Source organism: Cryptosporangium minutisporangium (assembly GCF_039536245.1).
GTDB classification, from domain to species: Bacteria; Actinomycetota; Actinomycetes; order Mycobacteriales; family Cryptosporangiaceae; genus Cryptosporangium; species Cryptosporangium minutisporangium.
This window is the reverse complement of sequence record NZ_BAAAYN010000023.1, coordinates 481440-504431: the sequence shown is the minus strand read 5'-3', so window position 1 is coordinate 504431 and position 22992 is coordinate 481440. Positions and strand designations below refer to the sequence as shown.

The 22992-nt window shown below is 68.5% G+C and carries 24 protein-coding genes and 1 pseudogene; 15 read left to right on the top strand and 10 right to left on the bottom strand.

From position 1 onward, the window contains the following. Both ABEB28_RS19015 and ABEB28_RS19010 read left to right on the top strand, forming a co-directional pair. A partial coding sequence (locus tag ABEB28_RS19015; RefSeq protein WP_345729461.1) for a VOC family protein occupies window positions 1–493 on the top strand: 493 nt, incomplete at its 5' end. 7 nt (window positions 494–500) lie between these two features. Further along, window positions 501–1082, top strand: a pseudogene (locus tag ABEB28_RS19010) (GyrI-like domain-containing protein); the annotation flags it as partial. Between the two features lie 2 nt (window positions 1083–1084). On the opposite strand, the gene ABEB28_RS19005 reads toward ABEB28_RS19010, so the two are convergent. The 4 genes from ABEB28_RS19005 to ABEB28_RS43170 all read right to left on the bottom strand — a co-directional run bounded on the left by ABEB28_RS19005 (window position 1085) and on the right by ABEB28_RS43170 (window position 3195). Next, a complete protein-coding gene (locus tag ABEB28_RS19005; protein WP_345729460.1) occupies window positions 1085–1456 on the bottom strand; it encodes a hypothetical protein in 372 nt (123 codons plus the stop codon). 31 nt (window positions 1457–1487) lie between these two features. Further along, a complete protein-coding gene (locus ABEB28_RS19000; RefSeq protein WP_345729459.1) occupies window positions 1488–2129 on the bottom strand; it encodes a hypothetical protein in 642 nt (213 codons plus the stop codon). Window positions 2130–2322: 193 nt separating this feature from the next. Next, window positions 2323–2628, bottom strand: a complete 306-nt coding sequence (locus tag ABEB28_RS18995) for a hypothetical protein (protein WP_345729458.1) — start codon at window positions 2626–2628, stop codon at window positions 2323–2325. A gap of 12 nt (window positions 2629–2640) precedes the next feature. Then, window positions 2641–3195, bottom strand: coding sequence for a dodecin (locus ABEB28_RS43170; protein ID WP_425558968.1), 555 nt, complete (start codon window positions 3193–3195; stop codon window positions 2641–2643). A gap of 441 nt (window positions 3196–3636) precedes the next feature. Between ABEB28_RS43170 and ABEB28_RS18985 the strand changes: the two genes are divergently transcribed. Both ABEB28_RS18985 and ABEB28_RS18980 read left to right on the top strand, forming a co-directional pair. After that, the gene (locus ABEB28_RS18985) at window positions 3637–4230 is read left to right on the top strand and encodes a hypothetical protein (RefSeq protein ID WP_345729457.1); all 594 of its coding nucleotides are present in this window, start codon (window positions 3637–3639) and stop codon (window positions 4228–4230) included. Between the two features lie 522 nt (window positions 4231–4752). After that, window positions 4753–5151, top strand: a complete 399-nt coding sequence (locus ABEB28_RS18980; protein ID WP_345729456.1) for a peptidoglycan-binding domain-containing protein — start codon at window positions 4753–4755, stop codon at window positions 5149–5151. A gap of 202 nt (window positions 5152–5353) precedes the next feature. On the opposite strand, the gene ABEB28_RS18975 is transcribed toward ABEB28_RS18980, so the two are convergent. Next, entirely contained in the window at window positions 5354–6559 is a 1206-nt protein-coding gene (locus ABEB28_RS18975; RefSeq protein WP_345729455.1) for a PucR family transcriptional regulator, read from the bottom strand. A gap of 188 nt (window positions 6560–6747) precedes the next feature. Between ABEB28_RS18975 and ABEB28_RS18970 the strand changes: the two genes are divergently transcribed. The 5 genes from ABEB28_RS18970 to ABEB28_RS18950 all read left to right on the top strand — a co-directional run bounded on the left by ABEB28_RS18970 (window position 6748) and on the right by ABEB28_RS18950 (window position 11535). Then, on the top strand, window positions 6748–7521 hold the full coding sequence (locus ABEB28_RS18970) for an ABC transporter ATP-binding protein (RefSeq protein ID WP_345729454.1): 774 nt from the start codon (window positions 6748–6750) through the stop codon (window positions 7519–7521). Beyond that, window positions 7518–8282, top strand: a complete 765-nt coding sequence (locus ABEB28_RS18965) for an ABC transporter ATP-binding protein (protein WP_345729453.1) — start codon at window positions 7518–7520, stop codon at window positions 8280–8282. The genes ABEB28_RS18970 and ABEB28_RS18965 overlap by 4 nt, the downstream gene beginning before the upstream one ends. Continuing rightward, window positions 8279–9169 (top strand): branched-chain amino acid ABC transporter permease, encoded by an 891-nt coding sequence (locus ABEB28_RS18960; protein ID WP_345729452.1) that lies wholly within the window; start codon window positions 8279–8281, stop codon window positions 9167–9169. The genes ABEB28_RS18965 and ABEB28_RS18960 overlap by 4 nt, the downstream gene beginning before the upstream one ends. Next, window positions 9162–10379 (top strand): branched-chain amino acid ABC transporter permease, encoded by a 1218-nt coding sequence (locus tag ABEB28_RS18955; RefSeq protein WP_345729451.1) that lies wholly within the window; start codon window positions 9162–9164, stop codon window positions 10377–10379. Before ABEB28_RS18960 ends, ABEB28_RS18955 begins: the two co-directional genes overlap by 8 nt. Beyond that, entirely contained in the window at window positions 10303–11535 is a 1233-nt protein-coding gene (locus tag ABEB28_RS18950) for an ABC transporter substrate-binding protein (protein ID WP_345729450.1), read from the top strand. The genes ABEB28_RS18955 and ABEB28_RS18950 overlap by 77 nt, the downstream gene beginning before the upstream one ends. A 292-nt stretch (window positions 11536–11827) precedes the next feature. Here the strand turns inward: ABEB28_RS18950 and ABEB28_RS18945 are convergent, their stop codons facing one another. Both ABEB28_RS18945 and ABEB28_RS18940 read right to left on the bottom strand, forming a co-directional pair. Further along, the gene (locus tag ABEB28_RS18945; RefSeq protein ID WP_345729449.1) at window positions 11828–12469 is read right to left on the bottom strand and encodes a nitroreductase family protein; all 642 of its coding nucleotides are present in this window, start codon (window positions 12467–12469) and stop codon (window positions 11828–11830) included. Between the two features lie 64 nt (window positions 12470–12533). Next, a complete protein-coding gene (locus tag ABEB28_RS18940) occupies window positions 12534–12914 on the bottom strand; it encodes a MerR family transcriptional regulator (RefSeq protein ID WP_345729480.1) in 381 nt (126 codons plus the stop codon). 182 nt (window positions 12915–13096) lie between these two features. On the opposite strand from ABEB28_RS18940, the gene ABEB28_RS18935 reads away from it, so the two are divergent. From ABEB28_RS18935 to ABEB28_RS18910, 6 genes are all read left to right on the top strand, one after another. Then, on the top strand, window positions 13097–14665 hold the full coding sequence (locus tag ABEB28_RS18935; RefSeq protein ID WP_345729448.1) for an MFS transporter: 1569 nt from the start codon (window positions 13097–13099) through the stop codon (window positions 14663–14665). Window positions 14666–14667: 2 nt separating this feature from the next. Continuing rightward, entirely contained in the window at window positions 14668–15750 is a 1083-nt protein-coding gene (locus tag ABEB28_RS18930) for an LLM class flavin-dependent oxidoreductase (RefSeq protein WP_345729479.1), read from the top strand. A gap of 29 nt (window positions 15751–15779) precedes the next feature. Then, a complete protein-coding gene (locus ABEB28_RS18925) occupies window positions 15780–16526 on the top strand; it encodes an NADPH-dependent F420 reductase (RefSeq protein ID WP_345729447.1) in 747 nt (248 codons plus the stop codon). A gap of 217 nt (window positions 16527–16743) precedes the next feature. Then, window positions 16744–17160, top strand: a complete 417-nt coding sequence (locus tag ABEB28_RS18920) for an SDR family NAD(P)-dependent oxidoreductase (RefSeq protein ID WP_345729446.1) — start codon at window positions 16744–16746, stop codon at window positions 17158–17160. Window positions 17161–17882: 722 nt separating this feature from the next. Beyond that, the gene (locus ABEB28_RS18915; protein WP_345729445.1) at window positions 17883–19370 is read left to right on the top strand and encodes an amino acid permease; all 1488 of its coding nucleotides are present in this window, start codon (window positions 17883–17885) and stop codon (window positions 19368–19370) included. Window positions 19371–19889: 519 nt separating this feature from the next. Continuing rightward, window positions 19890–20174: a GlsB/YeaQ/YmgE family stress response membrane protein gene (locus ABEB28_RS18910; RefSeq protein WP_345729478.1), complete on the top strand. Its 285-nt coding sequence runs from the start codon at window positions 19890–19892 to the stop codon at window positions 20172–20174. A gap of 305 nt (window positions 20175–20479) precedes the next feature. Here the strand turns inward: ABEB28_RS18910 and ABEB28_RS18905 are convergent, their stop codons facing one another. The 3 genes from ABEB28_RS18905 to ABEB28_RS18895 all read right to left on the bottom strand — a co-directional run bounded on the left by ABEB28_RS18905 (window position 20480) and on the right by ABEB28_RS18895 (window position 22971). After that, window positions 20480–20833, bottom strand: a complete 354-nt coding sequence (locus ABEB28_RS18905) for a hypothetical protein (protein WP_345729444.1) — start codon at window positions 20831–20833, stop codon at window positions 20480–20482. 314 nt (window positions 20834–21147) lie between these two features. Then, a complete protein-coding gene (locus ABEB28_RS18900; RefSeq protein WP_345729443.1) occupies window positions 21148–22167 on the bottom strand; it encodes a hypothetical protein in 1020 nt (339 codons plus the stop codon). Window positions 22168–22275: 108 nt separating this feature from the next. After that, the gene (locus ABEB28_RS18895; protein WP_345729442.1) at window positions 22276–22971 is read right to left on the bottom strand and encodes a TetR/AcrR family transcriptional regulator; all 696 of its coding nucleotides are present in this window, start codon (window positions 22969–22971) and stop codon (window positions 22276–22278) included. Window positions 22972–22992 lie beyond the last annotated feature (21 nt).

Genomic DNA, 22992 nt, shown 5'->3' with positions numbered 1-22992 from the left:
GAAACGTCTTACGCTGATGAGCGCGCGTCAGAAATTCGATGTGTTCTGTGCTGACCCGCTGGCTTGGAGAGGGCAGACGCAACCTGCCAGCATGATCGCCATGACGCAGCCGACGCCGATCGTCCAGTGGGTCGCGCAGTCCATCGAGTGTGCGGACCCAGAGTCGATGGCGGAGTTCTACATCGGGTTGATGGGCGGACGAGTCACCCATCGAAAGCCCGACTGGACCGGCGTGGAAGCCGGCGGACTGCGGTTGAACTTCCACCGGGCGGAGGGGCACCGGGCACCGACGTGGCCGTCGATGGAGGTGCCCATGCAGCATCACTTCGACTTCATCGTCGAAGATCTCGACACGGCGATCGGCCAAGCGCAGCGCCTTGGAGCGCGGCTCGCGGAATTCCAGGACGAGGACGATCCCGCGTACGCGGTGCTCCTGGACCCCTCCGGCCACCCCTTCTGTCTCATCAGCGCCAGCGTCGCAGCCAGGCCCTGACGCCTGCGATCCCGGGGCACGTGCCGCTCTCGTTGCCGATCACCTGCAACGACTCGAGTCGGAGCTGGACCGGACGCGCGCCGCGGTGATGTCGCTGCGCCGGCTGCTCCGGCCGGACCCGGCTCCGTTGGGTGTCGAGCTCCGCACGGTCCCGGCGACGACGGTGGCCGCGGTCGAGGACGACGTGGCGCACGAGGAGGTACTCGGCTGGTACGCCGGCGCCATGGCCGAGCTGGACGCCGTGGTCCGCCAGCCGACCGGTGCTCCGGGTGGGCTCTACGACAACGCGCTGTTCGAGGACGGCGGCGGGCACCTCCTCGTATACCGGCCGACGGCGGAACCGCCGCGCAGCGGCCGGGTGCACCCGGTCACTCTGCCGGCCGTCGAGCTCGCGGTCACCACCCACGTCGGCGAGCACGACGACATCGACGTCACCTACGGCGAACTGGGCGCCTGGGTGGTGGCCAATGCTCTGGCGGTGGCCGGGTCGGTGCGGGAGATCTACCTGGTGGGCCCGCGCGACACGGCCGACCCGTCCGCTTGGCGGACGGAGATCGGCTGGCCGGTCTTGCGCGTGGCCCCGCGTTGAGCCTAGAGGCCGGGCTTCTGCCCCCAGCAGTAGTCGCGGCTCGCCGGTAGCAGCAGCGCCACCACGAGCAGCATCCCGATCACGATCCCGATGACGGCGAAGATCCACCCACCGTTCGGGTCGTCGCCGACGAGGAACGCCAGCCCAGTGAGCAGAAGCCGGATGACGCCGATCGCCAGCGCGACGATCCATCCCACCCGGGTGCCTTGCCACAGCGCCACGCCGAGTACGAATGCGAGAAAGGTCGTGATGATATTCGCGCCGCTTCCCCCGGAGTCATTCAGGACAGCCAGGACGGCACCGATCACCGAGTAGACCACCAACAAACCGATCATCAGTACCGCGACGACAATCGACGCCGGACGGCGGCGCACTGTCGGAAGTGGAGGGGAAGTCACGGGCGGCTCAGTAAGTAGAGCGCTCGGTTGAGCCGCCAGGGCCGGGCTGGGCCGAGCCGGGCCAGGTCGGGTCGAGCGGGCCGGAATTGGGCGTCGTGGCCGTCCGCGCTGCCTGTAGCCGCAGTTTGTGGCGGCCTCGACGCAACCCGGTCACCAAGGCGAGAACGAAGCAGATGGTGAGGCCGAGGCAGGGCAAGCCCAGCAGCGCCGCCACGCCGCTGCCAAGTTGGAGCCGGTACCGGTTGTACGGCGGCGGGTCGCCGAACCCGAAGGTCGGGGCCTCACACTGCACGGAGTAGGTGCCCGAAACGCGGGAGACCATGGTCTCCACATGGACCCATCGCTGGCCATCGCGCGTGAACTCCAAGGGTTCCTCGTCGAGGGGCTTCACGGTTTCCGAATCAATGGTGCAGATCCAGGAAGCGTTTTCGGGCACGTATAGGGCATATTCCCGACGGGGCGCAATCTCTATTAAAGATGGCTCTTTGCCGGAGTAGGTCTGGAAATCCGGGTAGGTATTCTCCGTCCTGAGGTAAGCGATGGTCATGCCGCCGATGCCGAGAGCGATGAACAGGACCGCGATGAAGATCGCGACGCCGTACCAGCGGCGTCGCGGACGGAGCTGACGGGGGTCAATCGGCTGCGCCATCGAGCTACTTCCTTCGCGGTCCAAGTCCAGTCTGGTGTAGAGGGTCGCAGTCGGTGCCGACAGCGCGGACGGCGGCCCGCCCGGCCGCGGCCGGGCGCTGTCGACCGATGCCCAGGATCGCTGCGCGCTACCCACCCGCCACACGCACGACCACTACTTCTGAAGGAGGTTCAGCACGCAGGGTTGGCGCTACCTATCGGGAGAGGTCCACGCGTCGGCCCATGCCAAATTCCCCGGCCTCGGTGTCAGTGATCATCGCGAAAGCCCCTGCGGGCACACCCTCGAGCGCGGCGGTCCGGCGCGCTGCGGCCAGCAAAGCGTCCTCAGTCGCCCCCGCAAGGAAGAACACGTACACCTCCCCGAACTGCTCGCCGTCGTCGAAGACCTCGAGATCGTCGGCCTCCTCCAGCTGAAACAAGAAATCCTCGACCTCGTCAATCCAGTCGAACGGCTCTGACCCGGCCGGGAGCGGAACGTGAACCTCGACGAGAAGGGCCATGCGATCAGTCTTTCACGATGATCCCGACGTCCGTCCGCGAGGCCGCCCGTCCGAGCGGAGCACCGTTCGTGTCAACCAGGCGCCAGGCCACCCACCACATAGTCGCACCTCCGGGAACAGGCAGAGCATGGGCCACGGTTGGGTCGGCGCCGACCGATCTAACTGCCGTCCCGCCGACAGCGGTCGTCGGCGTGCTGCTCTGCTGCATGGCGGGGTCCCATCAGTTCGTCGGTTCTCCCTCAGCGTCGGTGTCGACCGGTCTGAACCCCCCGGCATGTCTGGAGGCTCTGATAGAGCCGATGGCCAGTGCGACGCCCGGCTGCCGGAGCGGACGGGAGTCGTGACGACCGTCGACTCATGAATCCTCGAGCCGGAACCCGATTTCAACGTGACCTGGAAGTGAGCTACCTCGCCGTTCTCGATGTGACCGCGGATCTGGCCGACTTCGAACCATTCGAGGTTCCGCACGGTTTGGTTGGCTCTGCGGATCGCCACTCGGATCGCGTCGTCCACGCTGGTTCCGCTACTGCCGACGATCTCGCTGAGCCGATACACGTGCTCGCTCATGGGGCTCCTCACGCTGACTTCGGTAACGCCCGGGTCGCAGTGCTCATCATTTGATTGCCCCAGGGCTCTTGAGTTAAGCGACCGAACTCGGCTCCGCCATCGAGTCCGCCTGCAGGGTGCACGCGAGCGCGGGCCCGCGGTCATGGATGTGGAGCGAGCGACGGCAGCGCGGTAGAGCACCTGGTCAGTACAGTCTCGTGACCTGCAAGACCCCTTTTTCGGGCAGTATTGTGTCTGTCTCTTCGCGATCCGATGGTCTCGAAGAGGGCTTACGGGAGGCTCGGCGTGATGCGCTGATCGCTCGCCATCGCGCTCGTGACGGGGCGCAGGCGATCGGTGAGATGGGAGCGTTTCGGGCGTCACTCCCAGGGGTGACTCGGACCGTCAAGACAGCTCTCCGGTGTGACGCGCCGCGGGCAGTTGCTGGGCGACCCTCCGGGTATGACTACTTCAGATATCCCCAGCAGGAACCGGGCTCGCTCCAGCCGGGCCCCGACCAGCCCTTCCGGTGTGCCGGCCTGGCGCCTGTCGCGCGTCGTGGCGGGGACGGCCGGCGGCCTGGCGCTGGCCGGCAGCGTGTTCGGAGGGGCGATATACCTCTACCGCGGACCCGAGCTCGGGCCGGTGCCCGGCACCTACGCATGGCTTCCCCACCTGTTCCTGACGGCCGTCGGCGCCCTGGTGCTTCTCCTCGTGGTCCGACGCAGGGGTGCGAGCACCCTGGTCGCCCCGCTGGGCCGCCGGGCCGCCGCGCGGCTGGCGGTCACCTTCCGCGCCGGTGGGCGCGGCCGGATGCTGCGTCGCGTCGCCGCCGTCCCGCTCGTCGCGATCATGCTCTTCAGCTGCTGGCGGGCGGGTGTCCAGGTCACGGCCGGGCTCGACCCCAACTTCACGGGCAACGCGTGGGGCGGGCCGACGTACATCGGTGCGATGTTCTGCCACTACGTCGACCTCGCCTGGATAGTCGGCGTCTCGGCCGCCCTGCTCAACCTCCTGCTCGTACCCACCGCCCCGCGTGCAGGCTTAGAGGTCTGAATTGCCACCGGTGTGTGGGGAGACTCAACGGGTCGGGTGCCGCGGCCTCGCCCGATGGCGGGCGCGATGCTCGGATCCGTCTCCACCGAGGCCTCCGCGCACGCCCTGTGCCCGGTCGTGGTGGCCCACGCGGACGACCTCCTCCACGCGGCCACCGCTGGTCGAAGCGCAGCTCACCGACCGGGTGGCGGGCGAGGTATCCGGCCGTGGCCGTACGCGTCGAGGTAGGCCACGACCGACCCGCGGCGCTACTGCTGGCATCCGCGCGGAACGCCGGCCTGGTCGTCGTCCATCGCGCGGACTGCCCGGTTCAGACGGTTCCGACCCCTCAGGAAGAACCGGCTGCCGAAATCCTGGGCGTAGGAGGCGAACGGCACACGCTCGACGCCGAGCGCGCTCCAGATCGGACGAAAGCTCGCGTCCAGATCGGACGCGCGGTTTACGCTAACCCGGCTTAGCAGGCTCAGGCCGCCGCGCGACTGACCCACAGCTCTCGGGCGAGCCACAGTTCAAGGAGTCGGAATGACCATGCGCAAGCGCGTCGCCGTGGCGGCGGCCGTCCTCGCACTGGGAGGCGGCCTCGCCGTGCTTCCCTCGAGCCCGGCGGCCGCGGCCTACACGTGCCGCTACTCGGAGCGGGGCATCTACGCCTACGCCGGCTACTACTCGGGTAACACCGTGCAGCCGTCGTCGACCGGCGTGTCCAACGCCGGCATCGAGGCCCAGTGCCTGCTCAAGGCGTACGGCTACTCGCCCGGCACGATCGACGGCATCTTCGGCACCAACTCGCGGGCCAAAGCGAAGGCGTTCCAGAGGCACATGAACCTGGCGTTCGACGCGGGCCTCGTCGAGGACGGAAAGGTCGGCCCGGCGACCTGGCCGTGGCTGCGCGAGATGGTCGCCATCACCACCTCACCCTGACCCAGGGTCCCTGACGCTGCCGCCGGTCCCCGCCGACCGTGGTGCGCCGCAAGCCCGGCGTGTGGTCGCACCAGATCTGCCGCCACACGCCGGGCACATGATTGACGAGTAGATGAGCTACCCCCGCTTTCCCGGACATGATGGTTGAGGGACACGGGTTCTCGAGCACCAAGGCCCGGCGGGAACTGGGTTGGACGCCGCGTTACCCGTCGTGACGCGAAAGGTCTCGACACGGCCTCATGGGAGCCGTGTCCATCCGCACGGCCAGCACCGCGAGATACAGCTCCAACAGCGCTCGTGTGCTGGTCAGCTTCCTGCCGGTCAACGCCTCGATGCGGTGTGCCCGTTTGAGCACGGTGTTTCGATGGCAGTACAGCTTGCGGGCTGCGGCGGCGAACGAGCCGTCGGCGTCCACCAGCGCCTCGAGCGTGGCGAGGTAGATCTCCAGGTCTCCGGCGCGCATCGTGAGCAGGCCGCCGAGCGTGTGCCGCACCAGGACGTCGGACACCTCCGGCGCCGCGGCGATCATCGTGTGCGGCAGCCGGTCGGTCACCCGGGTTATGCCCTGGTGCCCGGAGGGCAGCGTGCGAAGTGCCAGCGCCGTCAACCGGTACGCGGTGGCGACGTCCTCGAAACCGTCGATCAGCGGTGAGACGGTCACCGATCCGGGCAGGCATCTTTCCAGGATCGCCGTGAGGTCCGGCAGGTCGTCGGCCGCCCCGCAGGCGATCAGCCCGACGTCCCGCGCGCCCTGGGTGACCCACGCGGAGGTGTAGCCGGCCGACCGCAGGGCGGTCGTCGGGTGGCCGGAGCCGACGGACGACACGACGACGACGCGCGGCCCGCGCGGCGGGATTCCCAGCACCTCGGCGGCCTCCTCGTCGGCGCCGTGCGCGGTGGGTGCTCGTTCGAGCAACGCGGAGAGCACCTGCTCGCGGCGGCGCTGTTCGGTGCGTCGCAGGCGCTTCCGCTCGATGCGGTAGGCCCTGGTCACGACCGTGGACACCCGATCGAGCGCGTCCCAGACGACGGCTGCCTCCTCCAGCAGCTGGTGGGCGCCGCCGTCGCCGGAGCAGGCTGCCTCCCTGACCAGTCCGTGCCAGATCGTGCGGGCGCACAGCCGGAAGTTGTGCAGCATCCACTCCACCGGCACACGCTGCTGCGCGCGGCGGCGGCCGGTATCGATCAGCGAGATCCGTTGGTCCTCACCGGTCAGCTCGCAGAGCATCTGCTCGATGCTCAGCGAGCACGCCTCGCGCATCTCGGCGACGGTGACGACCTCGGAGCCGGGTAGCTCGGGCAACGCCGCGAGGACCTGCTGGGACACCTCCGCCGTGAGGGCCGTGAGGCGTCGTTTCCGGAGACGGACGGCCAGCGCCGACACGCTCGAGCCCGCAGGCGCTGCCATAACCGCGCACGATACGCGTCGCCGACCGCCGGGACGGTGATTCGCCTGCCCGGCCGAGTGACGGGTGTGCACTCCGCACACCGAGTGGGTGACGGCGGGGTGCTGTCGTCACCCTTCACGCCACATGCGACGAATGACGAGCGATCCCCGCGCACACACTGTCGCAACCCCGCACCCAGGAGGTTTCTGTGGCACTGACCGTTGACGACCTCCATGTCTCCTATGGCGGCGCGGTGCGGGCCCTGCGCGGGATCTCACTCGCGGTGCCGGACGGCGCGATCGCGGCGGTGCTGGGCAGCAACGGCGCGGGCAAGAGCACGCTGTTGCGGGCCGTCTCGGGCGCGCTGCGCAGCCGCGGCGGACGGATCGACAGCGGCACCGTCCGCCTCGACGACACCGACCTGAGCAGGCTGGACCCCGCAGCCATCGTCCGCAGAGGAGTGGCGCACGTCCCGGAGGGCCGGCGGATCTTCGGCCGGCTGACCGTTGAGGAGAACCTCCGCGCCGGCGGCCTGGGCAACCCGTCCCGGGCCGCCCGCGCCGCCGCCCGCGAGCGCGTCCACGAGTTGTTTCCCATCCTCGCCCAGCGACGGACGCAACGGGGCGGACTGCTGTCGGGCGGTGAGCAGCAGATGCTCGCGATCGGCCGTGCGCTGATGGCCGGACCGCGGCTGCTGCTGCTCGACGAGCCGTCGCTGGGGCTGGCGCCGAAGGTCATCGGACAGATCGGAGAGGTCATCACCGAGATCAACCGGCAGGGCACGTCGGTCCTGCTGATCGAACAGAACGCGACGATGGCGCTGCGCGTGGCGTCGGACGCGTTCGTCTTGGACGTCGGGACCGTGTCGCTGTCCGGCAGCGCCGACGAGCTTTCCCGCAACGACGACGTCAAGCGGCTCTACCTCGGCGTCCGGCCGGAGAGCACCGAGGAACAGCCGGTTCTCTCCCGGTGGTCGGAATGATCGACCGCCTCGAGGTCGACGACGTCAGCGTGCGGTTCGGCGCGGTCGTCGCACTCCAAGGGGTTTCGTTCACGGTCGAGCCCAGCACCATCCATGCGGTCATCGGCCCGAACGGCGCGGGCAAATCCACGCTGTTCAACGTCTTGTCCGGGGTGTACCGGGTGGCCGCCGGGCAGGTCCGGTTCGGCGAGGTGCGCCTGGACCGCATGCGCCCCTTCCAGGTCGCCGGCATCGGCGTCGCCCGGACGTTCCAGAACATCGCGCTCTCGGCACACCGAACCGTCGCCCAGAACCTGATGCTCGGCCGTCACCACCTCACCCGGACCGGGTTCCTCGGCGGCGGCCTCGGCCTGCCCAGCGAACGCCGGGAGCGCCGCGAGCACGCGGCCCGGGTCGCCGAAATCGCCGAGTTCCTGGACTTGGGTGACGTGTTCACCACACCGGTCGGGGAGCTGCCCTACGGCGTGCAGAAGCGGGTCGAGGCCGCCAGGGCGCTCTGCGCCGAGCCGCGTCTGCTGCTGCTCGACGAGCCGGTGGCCGGCATGAACGCCGACGAGACCCATCGGATGGCCGACGCGATCCGATCCATCCGCGGGGCGCTGGACATCACGATCGTGCTGGTCGAGCACGACATGGGGATGGTCATGGCGCTGGCCGACCGGGTCACCGTGCTCGATTTCGGCCGCCGGATCGCCGATGGCACCCCGGACGAGGTGCAGTCCGACCCGGACGTGATCCGGGCCTACTTGGGGGCGACATGACGCAGTTCTTCTCGCTACTGCTGAACGGCGTCTCGCTCGGCGCCATGTACGCGCTGATCGCGCTGGGCTTCGTGATCATTTTCAAGTCCAGCGGCGTGGTGAACTTCGCCCACGGGTCGTTCCTGCTGCTCGGCGCCTACGCGGCGGTTCGGTTGTCGGGGCCACTCGGGTTCTGGGTGGGCGCTCTCGCCGGGGTGGCGCTCACCGCCGCGACGGCGTGGCTCATCGAGCGGCTCGTGCTCGCCCGCCTGCGGGGATCGTCCGACATCAGCCTCGCGGTGGTCACGATCGGCATCGACATCCTGCTGCTCACCGACCTGGTCCGGCGGATCGGCTCGGACATCCTCAACGTCCCGCACCCCTGGGGCGGCGACGTCGTCCGGCTGGGCGACGTCGGGATCAGCACCAACCGTGCGTTGGCGATCGGCCTGGCCGCGCTGCTGATCGGCGGGTTCTTCACCGCGTTCAAGTTCTCCAGCTGGGGCGTGGCGATGCGTGCGGTGGCCGAGGACGGCGACACCGCAGCGCTGATGGGCATCCGGCAGGGCCGGGTCTCGGCGATCGCCTGGCTGCTCGCCGGCGCACTCGCCGCGGTGGCGGCGCTGTTCCTGGTCGGCTCGCCGACGCCCGGCGTCAGCCCGGCCGTCTACACGGTCGCGCTCGGCGCGATCCCGGCCGCGGTCCTCGGCGGTCTGGACTCCACCGGTGGCGCACTCGCCGGCGGACTGCTCATCGGCGTCGCCGAGGCGCTCGCCGCCGGCTACCAGGACCAGTTGCTCTTCCTCGGACGCGGCTTCGGCGCGGTGGTGCCGTACCTGGTGATGATCGTCGTCCTGCTGGTCCGCCCGTCGGGGCTGTTCGGCACCCGGGAGATGACTCGTGTCTAGGCTGCGCTGGATCCTGCCGGCGATCGTGCTGCTGCTTCTCCCGTTCTACGTGGACGAGTTCTGGCTCCGGACAGGCTTCGCGATCTGCGGCGCCGCGGTCGGCGCGATCGGGCTGAACCTGCTGCTGGGGACCACCGGTCAGCTGTCGCTCGCGCACTCGTTCTTCCTCGCGGTCGGCGCGATCGGCTACACGTACCTCGCCGGCAGCCTGGGCTGGTCACCGGTGCTCGCGATGGTCGTCGCGGTGGGGCTGGCCGGATTCGCCGGGCTGATGTTCAGCCCGCTGGCGGCCCGTCTACGAGGTATCTACCTCGGTGTCGCGTCGCTGGCGCTCGTGTTCGGAGGCCAGCACGTCCTCAACAGCTGGACGTCGGTGACCGGTGGCTTCAACGGACGTTCGGTGCCGGACTTCGCGGTGTTCGGCTTCCCGTTCGCGGACACCCCGCGGATGGTGCTGCTCGGCGTCCCGTTCCACGAGGCCGAACGGCTCTGGTACCTCGGTCTCGTCCTCCTCGTCGGCGCGTTCCTGTTCGCACGCAACCTCGTCCGCAGCCGCCCCGGCACCGCGCTGCAGGCCGTCCGCGACAGCGAGATCGCCGCGTCGGTCATGGGTGTCGACGTTCAGCGGTACAAGGCCGGCGCCTTTCTGGTCAGCTCCGNCAGCCGCCCCGGCACCGCGCTGCAGGCCGTCCGCGACAGCGAGATCGCCGCGTCGGTCATGGGTGTCGACGTTCAGCGGTACAAGGCCGGCGCCTTTCTGGTCAGCTCCGCCTTCGCCGGGCTCTCCGGCGTGCTGTACGCGCTGTCGATCGGCAGCGTCGCACCCGAGTCCTTCGGACTCTTCGTCTCCATCCAGTACCTCGCGATGGTCATCCTGGGCGGCCTCGGGTCGCTGGGTGGCGCGGTCCTGGGTGCGGCGTTCGTGACGGCCCTGCCACTGGTTCTCCAGCGTTATGCGGACGAGTTGCCGCTGGTCACCGGCGCTGGTGGGGACGGTCTGGCCGCCGGAGAGGCCGCTCGCTACCTCTACGGCCTCGCGATCGTCCTGGTCGTCCTGTTCCAGCCGGCGGGCCTTGCCGGACTCGCCCACCGCTTCCGATTCCGTTCCGCTCACGTGCGAAGGGGCACACCTGATGAGAAGACCAGCCTTGATCCGAGTGGCGGCGATCGCGGCCGCGCTCTCGATGATCGTCACCGGGTGCAGCAGTAAGGCCGAGAACGGCTCCGACGGAGGGTCCGGGGACGTCGCCACCGATGTCGGCGTCGAGGGCGACACGATCACCCTCGGTGTGCTCACCGACCTGACCGGCGTCTTCGCCTCGATCGGTAAGGACATGACCAACGGCAACTCGCTGTACTGGAAGACCGCGAAGGTCTGCGACAAGTACACCGTGAAGCTCGACGTGCAGGACACCCAGTACGTGCCCCAGCAGGGCGTCCAGCTCTACAGCTCGATGAAGTCGGACGTCCTGGCCATGCAGCAGACGATCGGCTCCCCGATCAACGCGGCGCTGGCCAAGGACTTCGTGGCCGACAAGATCGTCAACTTCCCGTCGGCGCTGGGGGAGGGGCTCACCGAGATCCCCGGCACCGCGGTGCTCGGCCCGACCTACGACGTCGAGATGTCCAACGGGCTCGACTACCTCTTCCGGAAGAACATGCTGAAGGAGGGCGACACGGTCGGCCATATCTACTTCGAGGGCGAGTACGGCGAGACCGGCCTGGAGGGCACCACCCACGTCGCCAAGGTGAAGAAGCTGCAGGTCGTCGAAGCCCAGATCAAGCCCACCGACCAGGACATGAGCGCCCAGATCAGCCAGTTCAAGGCCCGCGGCGTCGACGCGATCGCGCTGACCGTCGCACCGACCCAGCTCGCATCCGTCGCGGCGGCCTCCCAGGCCCAGGGGCTCGACGTGCCGATCGTCTCCAGCGCCCCGGTGTTCGCGCCGGGTCTGCTCGCCGGGCCGACCGCCCCCTGGCTGAAGTCACACCTCTACGTGGCGGCGCAGACGTCCACCTTCGAGGCTCACCCCGACCTCTACGAGCAGTACACCAAGGCCTACCCCAAGGAGAAGAGCGCCAGCGCCGGCGTGATCTTCGGCTACGGCATGGGTGAGGTCATGAAGCAGGTGCTCGACGCGGCCTGCAAGAAAGGTGACCTGACCCGCCAGGGCGTGCTCGACGCGTTCGAGGGTCTGAAGATGGTCGACACCGGTGGGCTGCTGGTGCCGATCGACGGGTTCACGCTGGGCCGCTCGCCCAGCCTGTACAGCTTCATCTACCGTCCAGCCGACGTGCCCGGTGGCGCGACGATCGTCCAGGACGCGTTCCTCGGTCAGTTCGCCGAGGCGCTCGCCGGGAGCTGACTGAACACCCGCGCACCTGGCCGGGCCGACGGGATATGACGCCTGTCGGCCCGTCGCCATGGTGCGTGCCAGGCAGTGTGGCTACGAGGACACCTGGAACGCCTGGAACGTCACCCGTACCCTTTCGTCGCTGGCCGCGTTGGCCTGCTTGATTCGGGACCGCCGCCATTAGCCGCCAGCCGGAGAGCGGGCCGTCGCGCAGGCTCGTCTGCATGGACGGCGTGCATGCCTTCCTCGACCCTCTTACCGGTCGCGGCTCCGGCCTCCTCGTTCCCGGTCGCCGTGACCACACCTAGATCCATTGGATGACCTCGTCCGGAGCGGGTCGCCGAGCCGGGTGGAAATCCGTACCTTTCGTGTAGGCCACCGGCGTGAGCACCGCCTGTGCGACCGTTTCGTAGTCGAGTCCCAGGATTTCCGCCACGTCCCGCTCGCGGGCGAGGTGCATCGACGTCCACGCGGTGCCCAGCGCGCGGGCCCGGGCGGCCAGCATGAAGCTCCACGTGGCAGGGATGACGTTGCTCATGCCGGCCTCCGCCCACGCCCGGTTGGGGCCTTCGTTGCAGGCCAGCACCAATACGGGTGCGTCGCCCATGTGCTCGCCCAGGTAGTCGGCCGAGGTCGCCACCCGCCGCTGCACCGCGTCGCGGGCCTCGTCACCGGTGGGATTGCCGGGGTAACCCGGTGAGGCCTTGTAGCCCGCGTACACCTCGCGGTAGACGTCGCCGACCGCCCGCCGCTTCGCCTCGTCGCGGATCACGACGAACCGCATGGTCACGATGTTCGACCCCGACGGGGCCTGAAGGGCCATCGCCACGCACTCGCGGATCGTGTCGTCGGGCACCGGCCGGGTGAAGTCGAGACGTTTGCGGACCGCCCGCGTGGTGGAGAGCAACTGGTCCGGGGTGAGATCGAGCAAGGTCGTTCCCGTCATTGAGCAGCCAGCCGACAACGTGCGACTGGCGGGGTATGGGGGGCACAGGTTCTCGGGCCGATGATCACGGTCCAGTAGTGGCGTCGAGTGATCGGTCCATGGCGGCGATGTACTGGGTGAGGGCGTGGCGATGGTGCTCCAGCAGGGCGATGCGCTCGACCATCCGGTCGCGCTCACGCACGAGCATCGCGCGTAGCTCGGGGTCCGGATCGGCGACCACGATCTCCTGCGGCTGGTTGAGGCACGGCAGCATGTCGCCGATGATGCGGGTGGGAATTCCGGAGTCGAGCAGACCGCGGATTTTCTTCACCCGATCCACCAGGTACTCGTCGTACTCTCGGTAACCGTTCTGCTGCCGCCGCGGCGTGATCAGCCCTTGCTCCTCGTAGTAGCGCAGCATGCGCGTCGGGACCTCGGTGCGTTTCGCCAGCTCACCGATCTTCATGATCACCCCCGGCTGGACGTTACCACCATGTCAAGGTTTCCGGATGTGAGCGATGGCTCGTCGCACAGAGTTGACATTCACACCATGTGAAGGTTGCAGCATGGTCGCATGGCTTGGACCCACAACCTCGCACGATGCTGCCCGCAGAGCGTGATCCCGCAGATGATGCGGCGGGTACGCACATGACCGCCCCAGCGGAATTCGACGTCGCCGCTCCGGCACCGACGGTCCACTCCGGCAACCGGCTCCCCCGGGGCGTCGCCCTGGTCATCGGGATCCTGATCGTCTCGACGTTCATCGTCTTCCTCAACGAGTTGCTCCTGGGAGTCGCACTCCCGACGCTGATCGAGGACTTCGGGGTCACCCCGAGCACCGGGCAGTGGGTCACGACCGGTTTCCTGCTGACCATGGCCGTGCTGATCCCGGCCAGCAGTTTCGTGATGCGGCGGTTCCGCATGCGAACGGTCTTCCTGGTCGCGCTGTCGCTGTTCATCGCCGGGACGACGCTCGCTGCGATCGCGCCGACGTTCGGTGTCCTGGTGGCCGGCCGGATCGTCCAGGCGTCCGGCACCGCCGTCTTCTTGCCTCTGTTGATGACCACGACCATGCGCCTGGTCCCGGTCGGTCGCCGCGGCCAGATGATGGCAATCACCACGGCCGTCCCGGCCGTGGCGCCGGCGGTCGGGCCGGCGCTGTCGGGCCTCGTGCTGTCCACACTGAACTGGCGCTGGCTGTTCATCATGATGCTGCCGTTCGCGGTTGCTGCCCTGGCACTGGGCGCGTGGAAGCTGCGCGACACCACCACCCCGGAGCCGGCGGCCCTGGACGTGCCGTCGCTGCTGCTGTCCGCGTTCGGGTTCGGCGGCTTGGTCTACGGGCTCTCCCTGATCGGCGAGGCGTCCTCCGGGCACACCTCGATCTCGCCGTACCTGCCGCTCGCGGTGGGTCTAGTAGGCCTGGTGGCGTTCGTCCTGCGGCAGATTCCCCTGCAGCGTCGCGACAGCGCGTTCCTGGACATGCGGATCTTCCTGCGGAGGTCGTTCACCGCGCCTCTCCTGGTGATGCTCTTCGTCGCGGGCAATGGGATCGGCCTGCTGGTCGTGCTCCCGCTGGTGCTGACCGATGTCACCGGCCTGAGCACCCTGCAGCTCGGCCTCTTCCTGATCCCTGGCGGGGCGGCGATCTCGATCGTGGCGGCTGCGAGCGGACGGGTGTACGACCGCTTCGGCCCACGCCCGTTGATGATCCCCGCTGCGATCGTCTGGCTGGCCGTCCTGTGGTTCCTCAGCCGGGTGGACGAGAGCACGAGCGTGGTCGCGCTGATCGTGGCATGGCTGGTCTTCACCAGCGCGCAGGCCGCGATGTGGGCGACGCTCACGACCAGTGCGATGGGCGGCCTGCGCCCCGAGCTCTACCCGCACGGTGCCTCGGCGTTCGCCACCGCCCAGCAGCTCGCCGGTGCCGCATTCGGTGCGGTGTTCATCTCCGCCTACACCATCGGTTCCGGTGTCCGGGACGCCGGCGTGCTCAGCACCGACCAGGCCACGTCCGCCGGACACGCGGCCTTCCTGACCGCCGGGGTCGTCGGCCTGATCGTGTTGTTGGGAGCGTTCTTCGTCCGTCGGACACCGATTCCGGCCGCCGAAGGGACAGTCGTCGACGCGCCGGTCGCCTTTGCGCCGCTCACCGTCGAGACGGTGGCCGACACGACCGCCACCGACGGAGCGGTCGGGGAGAAGGTGGCCCGGTGACCATGACGGACAAGAAGCTCGTCCTCGGTATGGCGCTGATCGACGGATACGGTGGCCTGCACGGCGCCTGGCGCGCCCCGCACGTGGACCCCGGGACCTACGCCGACGTCGACGCCACCGTGCGTCATGCGAAAGCTGCCGAGCGTGGCAGGTTCACCTTCCTCTTCACCCCAGACTTCCCCGCTGTGCGCGGCAACGTCGAACACTCGACGATCAGCAACCTCATGGACCCGCTGATCCAGTTGTCCGCCGTTGCGCGCGAGACGACGAACATCGGCTTCGTCGTGACCGGGTCGACGACCTTCCAGGAGTCGTTCAACACCGCACGCCAGTTCAAGGCCCTCGACGTCCTGAGCCACGGCCGTATGGGCTGGAACGCCGTCACGACGAGCGATCCTGCCGTCGCCGCCAACTACGGCAGACCCATCGCCGACCGCAACGAGCGGTACCAGCGCGCACACGAGGCCATCCAGATCGTCCAGGCGCTCTGGGGCAGCTGGCAGGAGGACGCGTGGGTCAAGGACCAGGCAGCGGACCGCTTCATCGACCCGTCGAAGCTGCAACCGATCAACCTGCAGGGCCAGTACGTCGCGTCGCGAGGCCCCCTGGCGATCCCACCCTCGGAGCAGGGCCAGCCCGTCGTCTTCACCTCCGGTGGCCCCAGCCCGCACCTGCTGTCGATCGCGGGCCGCTACGCCAGCGGCTTCATCGCCGAGGTGTGGACGATCGAGGAGGCCCGCGCCCAACGCCAGCTCGTGCGGAACGCGGCACGCCGAGCTGGCCGCGACCCCGACGAGATCAAGTACTTTCCCGGCGTCATGACCACCGTCGCCACGGTCGTGGGCCCGGGGGAGCTGCACGCCGACCATCTGCAGGAGTGGTTCGAGGCGGGAGCCGCCGACGGCTTCTGGGTCACGCCCGACATCTACGAGGACGGCGTCGACGCCTTCGTCGACGAGGTCGTGCCGATCCTGCAGGAACGCGGCATCTACCCCACCGAGTACCCGGGCACGACCTTGCGCGCGAACCTCGGCGTGCCCTACCAGTACGGACTCGACCCACGCAGCACCAGCGCTGAGCAGTGACAAGCAGAACATCACGCAGAGGAGAGTTGATGAAGATCGGCATCTTGGGAGCAGGCAGTATCGGCGGCGTGGTGGCCCAGCGGCTGAGCGCCTCCGGCCACCAGGTCAAGATCGCGAATTCCCGCGGGCCTGAGACGATCCCGGCCGAGGTTCTCGCCACCGGCGCCCGAGCGGTGTCGGCGGGCGAGGTGGCCGCGGACGTGGACGTCCTCATCACCTCGGTCCCCCTGGTCCGGGTGCCCGACCTCAAGCCGCTGCTGGAAGACCTGCCCGCCGGCGCCGTCGTCATCGACACCTCGAACTACTACCCGGCTCGCGACGGGCACATCGAGGCCCTCGATCGCGGACAGGTGGAGAGCCGCTGGGTCGAGGAGCACCTCGGCCGTCGCGTCGTCAAGGCCTGGAACGCCATCACGGCACAGTCCTTCGTTGCCTACGCCGGCCCGAGCGGTACCCCCGGCCGGATCGCGATCCCCGTCGCCGCGGACGATGATGACGAGCGGGCCCTGGGCATGTCGCTGGTCGAGCAGACGGGCTTCGAGGGCTTCGACGCCGGCAGCATCACCGACTCATGGCGCCAGCAGCCCGGCACTCCCGTCTACTGCACCGACCTCACCGCCGAGGAGATGCCCAGCGCCCTCGGGAAGGCCATCGCCGAACGCTCCCCGAAGCGCCGGGACCTGGCGATGCACGTCATCGCCGAACTGATGGGGGACCCCACCAGCGAGCTCGGCAAGGACTTCCTGGTCCGCGTCAACCGCCTCATCTACGTGTAGTACGCAGCCGCGGCGACCGAGCGATCTACCGGAAGAAGTCAGCCGTGACGCGATCGTCGGCGCGACCTACTACCTCAGCACCGAAGCCGGCAACGAGGATGACATAGCGCGGATGATGTCGAAGGAACCGTAACGACCCATCGCTACGGAACCGTCGCCCTCGACGATCTTCTCTCCCAGCCGAAGAAGGCGGAGCGGAGCCGGCATATGCACCCTGGTGAACAACGCCGGCTACGGGGTCTTCGGCTCCATCGAAGAGACCCCGGGCGAACGGGTCCGGGCCTTGTTCGACACCAACGTCCTGGGTCTGCTGAACCTCACCCGGGCGGCGCTCCCGGTTCTGCGCAGACAACGCGCCGGGCACATCGTCACCATGGGCTCCAGCGCCGACTACCTCGATACGGTCGGGACATTGATACAGGCGGCCTCCACGTTCGACGGTCACGAGCCCGGGATCCCCAGCGGGCCGTCGAAGCGTCCGCGGCCTCGTCGACTCACCCAACCCCCACGGTGCCGGCCGCTGGGGCGCGACAGCGTCGAGCTCGTGGCGTACAAGTTGGCTCACGTCGCCGGCGAACTCGCGAGCTGGCGCGAGGTATCACTGTCCACGGACTACCCGAGCGGCAGCTCGTGACCGTATCGGAGTCATCCGCGCGGACGCCGATCCCCTTCCACCTCGACGTTCAACACGACGATCACTCTTCGGTTGACCCCTCCACCTGGCGGCGACGACACCAAGCCCATCGGCGAGGCCTGCCGACGAGCCTATCCGGACGGCCCAGGCCTGAAAGAAGCCTGGCGTCGACGCTGTCCGGCCACCGGTATCCCGGTGAAGGCGTGGGAGGGCTCGTGGGGCGGTCGCTGCGGCAGTCGGCGTTCCGGCACTCCCGCCGCGACCGGACCCGGGCACGTCTAGCTGCGGGGAGAGCTGCTGGGGTCGCCGCCGCGAGGGACGCCGCGCCGTTCGGCTGACGGCCATCAAGGCGGTGAATCCCAGGGCATACGGCAGCCGACCCGGACCGGTGGCTGACCGGCGTCCCCCGCCTGGGGCGGAAAACGGCGCCGTAACCCCACGCTCGACAGTGTATTCCCGGTGCGGATAACAGCTATTGGTAAGACGAATAGCGATTCATGTTGCAGTAGGTGCGGTAAGGGCTAGCCTAGGCCCTCGTTCATGCCGCGTTTCGCCAATTCGGAATAGTGCGTCGACGTCTTGGTCGAGCCTTGCCCTGGCGACGGATATGCCGAATCGAGCAGGAGGCGACCGTGCGCAATGATGCGTGGGGTATTCATGGTCAAGAATCGAATTCGAGCGGCAGGTCGGGCCCCCACTTCCCGTCCGCGACGCAAAGAGCGATGTCCACCCACGGGAATCCCGAAAGACGCCATAGAGCCGCGACGTCCGCCGCGGCGCTGAGCGGGAGGCAGCTACTCTGCATTGTCATCGCATCGCACGGGCCAGTCGTGCTCATGCTGGGTGCGATTCCCACGGGCTACCAGTTCTCCGGCTCCCAGGGCGTGCCTTTGGTCATGGCTATCGCCGGATTGTGTCTCTGCGCTTTCGCGGTCGGCAATACGGGCATCGCCGGTCGAATTCGACACCGTGGTGGACACTACGCCCTCGTTTCCCAGGCGTTAGGCCCGATTCCCGGACTCGGAGTGGCAACCCTGTCCCTTGCGGGATATGTCGGACTGGTGGCTGCTTTTCTCGTTGTGCTGGCGGGCGGTCTGACCGGGCAGCTTTCCGATGCGATCGGCCTCGACGCCCCGATTTCGTTACTCGTCGTGGTTCTCGTCGTCGTGCTGATCGCCTTGGAATTTGTTCCCCTGCGCGTTTTCACGAGATGTGTGGTCGTAGTCGTCATCCTCCAAGCTGCGGTGGTGCTCGCATTCGGTGCGCTGGCCGTCCTCCACCCTGCGGACGACACTGCCGCCGCCGCAGCGCTGGATCCCGCGGGCCTTCTGACCGGATCGTTCTCGCTGGCTCTCTGCGTGGCGGTCACGAACTTCGTCGGATCGGAGATCGGCCCCAACTTCTCCGAGGAGGTGGCCACACCGAGCCGAACCGTTCCCCGGGCGACGCTCGCGGGCTACGCCCTCACCACGGCGACGCTGGTGATCAGTGCGTGGGCGACCAGCGTCGTCGTCGGACCGGACAAAATCGTCGCCGCAGCCCAGGGGCAGCTGGAAGGCAGCACCGGGGGATCCGGGGAGCCGTTCACGGTCACTGTGGCGAGGCAGGCAGTCGGGGGAGACCACCTCGACGCCGTCGTGAACGCTCTGACCAGGGTGCTGATCCTCGGTGGCCTGGCCAGCGCCGTGATCTTCTGTCAGGTCGTCGCCCGTCAGCTCAGCGGCCTGTCCCGAGACAGAGTGATGACAGCGCGGCTACAGCCACGGCTCGACGGGGGCGCTCCGCTGTCCGCTGGGTTGATCGCGCCGCTGGCCGCGGGCGCCGTCGCCTTGCTAGCTGCCGCCGGTCGGCCCTCGCAGGTCGTCCTCTATCTGTTGGTCGGGGGTGGGTTGGCCATCACCGCAGTGCTCACCATCAGTTCGTTGGCAACAGTCGTTTGGCTCTTACGCACTGATGAAGGAGAGGCCGGCTTCTTCGGCTGGGAGGGCAGGCTCGTCGCGGCGATGTTCGCCTTTCTGACCACGGGGTTCGTCGTGGTCGTGGGAACCGTTCGGCTGCCCGCCCAGCTGCCAGCAGGCCAAACCTACGGTTGGCTGATTCCGGTGGGCATCGCCGGCGGCTTTCTCATCGGCCTCGTCTGGGCCGGCATGGTGCGCATCTCTCGCCCGGAGGCGCTGGCTGGCTTGGGTCGGCAGGTGCGCGCCGACTGATGGCCCGCACCGCGCCACCACGGCCCGGGGGAGGGTCGGCCACTGCTGCACCTGGCGGCCAGGACGTAGACCGGGAACGTTGGCCAGAGGGTGACGCCGAGCGCGTCGAGCAGGGGCATGAGCGCGTGGAGTTGGTGGCCGGCGAAGGCGCGTTCGTATTCGCCGACGACGATCGCGTCGAACGGCCGGTCGGGTGCGGATCCCTGACGCGTCGAGGACGCGAGGTGACGGCATCACGTGTTCCCGGACCAGCCAGCGTTCCTACACCCTGGCCATCTACTACCTCGACCGGATCACCCGGCGCCTAACCATCACCGACCCCCACACGAAGGCCTGATCGTCCCGACCGTGGGGTTACCGCCTGCAGGTTGAAACCCTTGTTGACCCTCGCGGGGGTACGGCGTCGCCTGCCGTCCGCTCTAAATGCTGCCTTCGGGTGCTGTTTTGGGACGGCTGGTTCGGGCACCTCATAGGTAGGTCGCCGCAGCACCGCGGCGCATGAAGAAGGAGTACGCCGCCGTGACCGTCACCGGCATCATCACCGCGCTCATCGTGGGTCTCATCATTGGCGCTCTCGGGCGGCTGGTCGTGCCCGGGAAGCAGAATCTCCCGATCTGGCTCACGATCGTCGTCGGCATCGTCGCGGCGCTGCTGGGCACTGCGATCGCCCGCGGCCTGGGGGTGGCCGATACCAAGGGCTTCGACTGGATCGAGCTGATCTTCCAGATCGCGCTCGCCGCCGTCGGCGTCGCGCTGGTCGCTGGTCTCTACGGGCGCCGTACGCACCGCACACGTACGCACTGATCCGGAGTTTTGGGTCGCCACGAATCCCCTGGAGGGGTTGGCGCGAAGGGTCGGCCGCATCTGCGGCCGGCCCTTCGGTCTGTTCGTGCCCAGGCTGGGTCGGACGTCCCGGTCGATGCTGTGCCGGTGGGCTACGGCGGCCGGCCACCGCAGCGTCCTGGGGCGCTGCCTTCCGCAGCTCCTGGACTCCTATCCACTTCGAGCCGGGCCGCCGTGACGCGTGGGAAGCGGCTACATGAGAGGCCGTCTGCGGGCGGCGAGAACGAGAGCCGTGGTCGGGCGTCGGTGCCCTCAGCTGCTCGTGCTCATGTGGACGCTGTTGTGTCGCTTCCGGCACTCGGAATCAGCAGTCCCGCCGCCGAATTGCTCTGTGGACCGTCGGGCATTCGTTCGGCCAACCGCTGCGCCAGGGCTTGTCGGCCGGCCACCAGATGACGCTCATGTCGTCGCCGTCGTTCAACTGGGAAGACCACCATCTGAATTCGTGTCGGACTCTCCGACTCATCTCGTATCAGGGTCAGGTTCGCAAGTGCGGGCAGCCGTTGGCCGTCGGCACCGGCCACATCGATCGCGAGTTCGCGAACCTCGCCCTCCAGGAACAACTGGGGACAGATGTGTGTGGTGTAGAAATATGCGCTAGCCCGAGCCAGCAGGGCCACGAAATGGCATTTCCGTAGCATCTGCCGTCCTCGGCGCCGAGCCATCCATCGCTCTCAAACCGCCGGCGCTGCCTGGCTGCGTCGCGAACGCCGTACCAGTTTGGCCTAGTCAGGCCCGCCTATACATCGAATCGGCACAGCATGTCCAGATCCGATTCCCGAATCGGCCGAAGCGCGACAGCATCGATTTCCATGCTGACGAGGCCAACGAGCGCCATCGGATGGGGGCATTCTCTTCTCGGTTCGCCACGCGGCTGGCATGTGCGTATGGTTCGCAACGGGAAGTGGGCCGGGCGGCGCCGGCATCAGGGGACTCACCGTTCGAACGGTCGAGGAATCAGCGTGTCCTGGTCGAACCCGTCCAATTTTTCCGGATCGTGGCCCGGTCTCCACAGGTAGAGCTGCTCGTTGGACGTGAACACCATTGTGTCGTCGTCCCAGAGCGGAGCCCGGTCCGGCACGGGGCCGCGCCGCCAGACGGCGCTCGTGAGTTTCTCGCCCACCGTGAACAGCACACCGTAGGGCGCGTCGGTCGGCCCGGCGGCGTCACCGAAGTACCGGCCGCTCGGGGAGAGCGACCAGCGTTGCAGGTCCAGACGCAGGTTCAAGTCGCACCGCTGCTGCGTCGGCGCCGACGCCGGGGCTACCGAGTAGGTCAGGCAACCGGTCCGGGCCGACTGATCCCCGGTCGTTCGCATCTGCTCCAGCACGTATGTGTCGTTCAGCACGGAACCGAATACGGCGGCCAGGTCGGTCGGCCAGATCGAGGTGCCACCGTCCCACGGGACGAATCCGAAGCTCGGCGCGACGTAGCCTTCCTGTCCGAACGTCCCCGTCCCGGGTCGGCGCAGTACCAACTCGGCGCCGGTGAGGAGATACGGCTGGGCGTCTTCCGGGATCTCGTTGATCGGTCTCCGCTCTCTGACGAGGCGGCCGTTCCGCAGCTCTGCCCGGCCGATCGACGGGCCGGCACGCCACGCGACTCGGGTGCCGGTGTTGTCGACGACGTAGGTCCGCACCTCGTCGGCGACCACCTCGGTCGACGCGTCCGGCCTGATCCAGGTGAGTGTGGCGAACTGCAAGCCGAGGAAGCCGCCCCGGAACTCGGTGACAGTGGCGTCGGTGACGTTCTCCGGCACGGTGATCGTGGTGTCGGCGGTACGGATCTGCTGGCCGTCCTTGACCGCGAGATCGATCGGCCCGCCGTGACCGCCCGGGGTGACGCCGACCGGCTCGATGCCGGAGATGAACGGCGCGAGCAGGAACCCGGTGAGCACGATCGCGAGGGTCACCGCGACGCCAGCCACGGCGCTCCGGAGGGAATCAGTGGTCACCCCGCATTTCTACTTACCCGGTTCAACGAGATGGTGGGCGGGCCCTCTGGTGTCGCCGTATGTGGCCGACTCGGCCCAGGACAGCGACCGGCTGACGACGCTCGCGGCTCACGCTCCGACGAGCAGCGAGCGGGCGTCCGACCGCGCCTCGTCGATCGCCGCTTCGGAGCAGCCGCACAGCCGCAGGCAGGAGGAGGCGACGGCGTCGGCATCGGCGGCGTCCGGACTGCGCGTGCGGCGGATCTGGATGACCACCTCGGCGACTTGGATGAGGAGCTCGCCGAGGCGCGGTTCGGCGATGGCGGCACGGACCTCCGCCCGCGCTGCCCGGAACCCCAGGCGACCGTAGATTTCCTGCAGCTCCTGGCGTTCGGTGCGGAAGGAGTCGTATCGCTCCTGCTGCACCTCGGGGAGCAGGTACAGCGTCCCGATATTGTGCGGCGTGCGGCCGAGGGTCTCGACGTCGACGCTGGCCAGAAGGTAGAGCGCCGCGGCCGCGCTCGCAGTGTCCGGGACCAGCGACTCGATGCCCCGGACGGCTTCCAGGCTCGGCCGCACCGACGTGGTGAGCAGCTCGATGAGCAACTCGTCCTTGCCGGCGAAGTGGTAGTAGAGCGAGGCCTGGCGGACGCCGACCCGTTCGGCGATCATGCGCGTCGTGGTGGCGGCGAAGCCGTGCTCGGCGAAGAGCGCCGCAGCGGCGTCGAGGATCTGCTCGCGCGCCGTGCCGGCCGGGGAGGCATCGGCCGAGGCGGTCGACGCCGACGTGTGCCTCGGCCGTCCCGGTCGGGCGTGCTGCGCCATGGGCGTCATCCTTCCACGGCG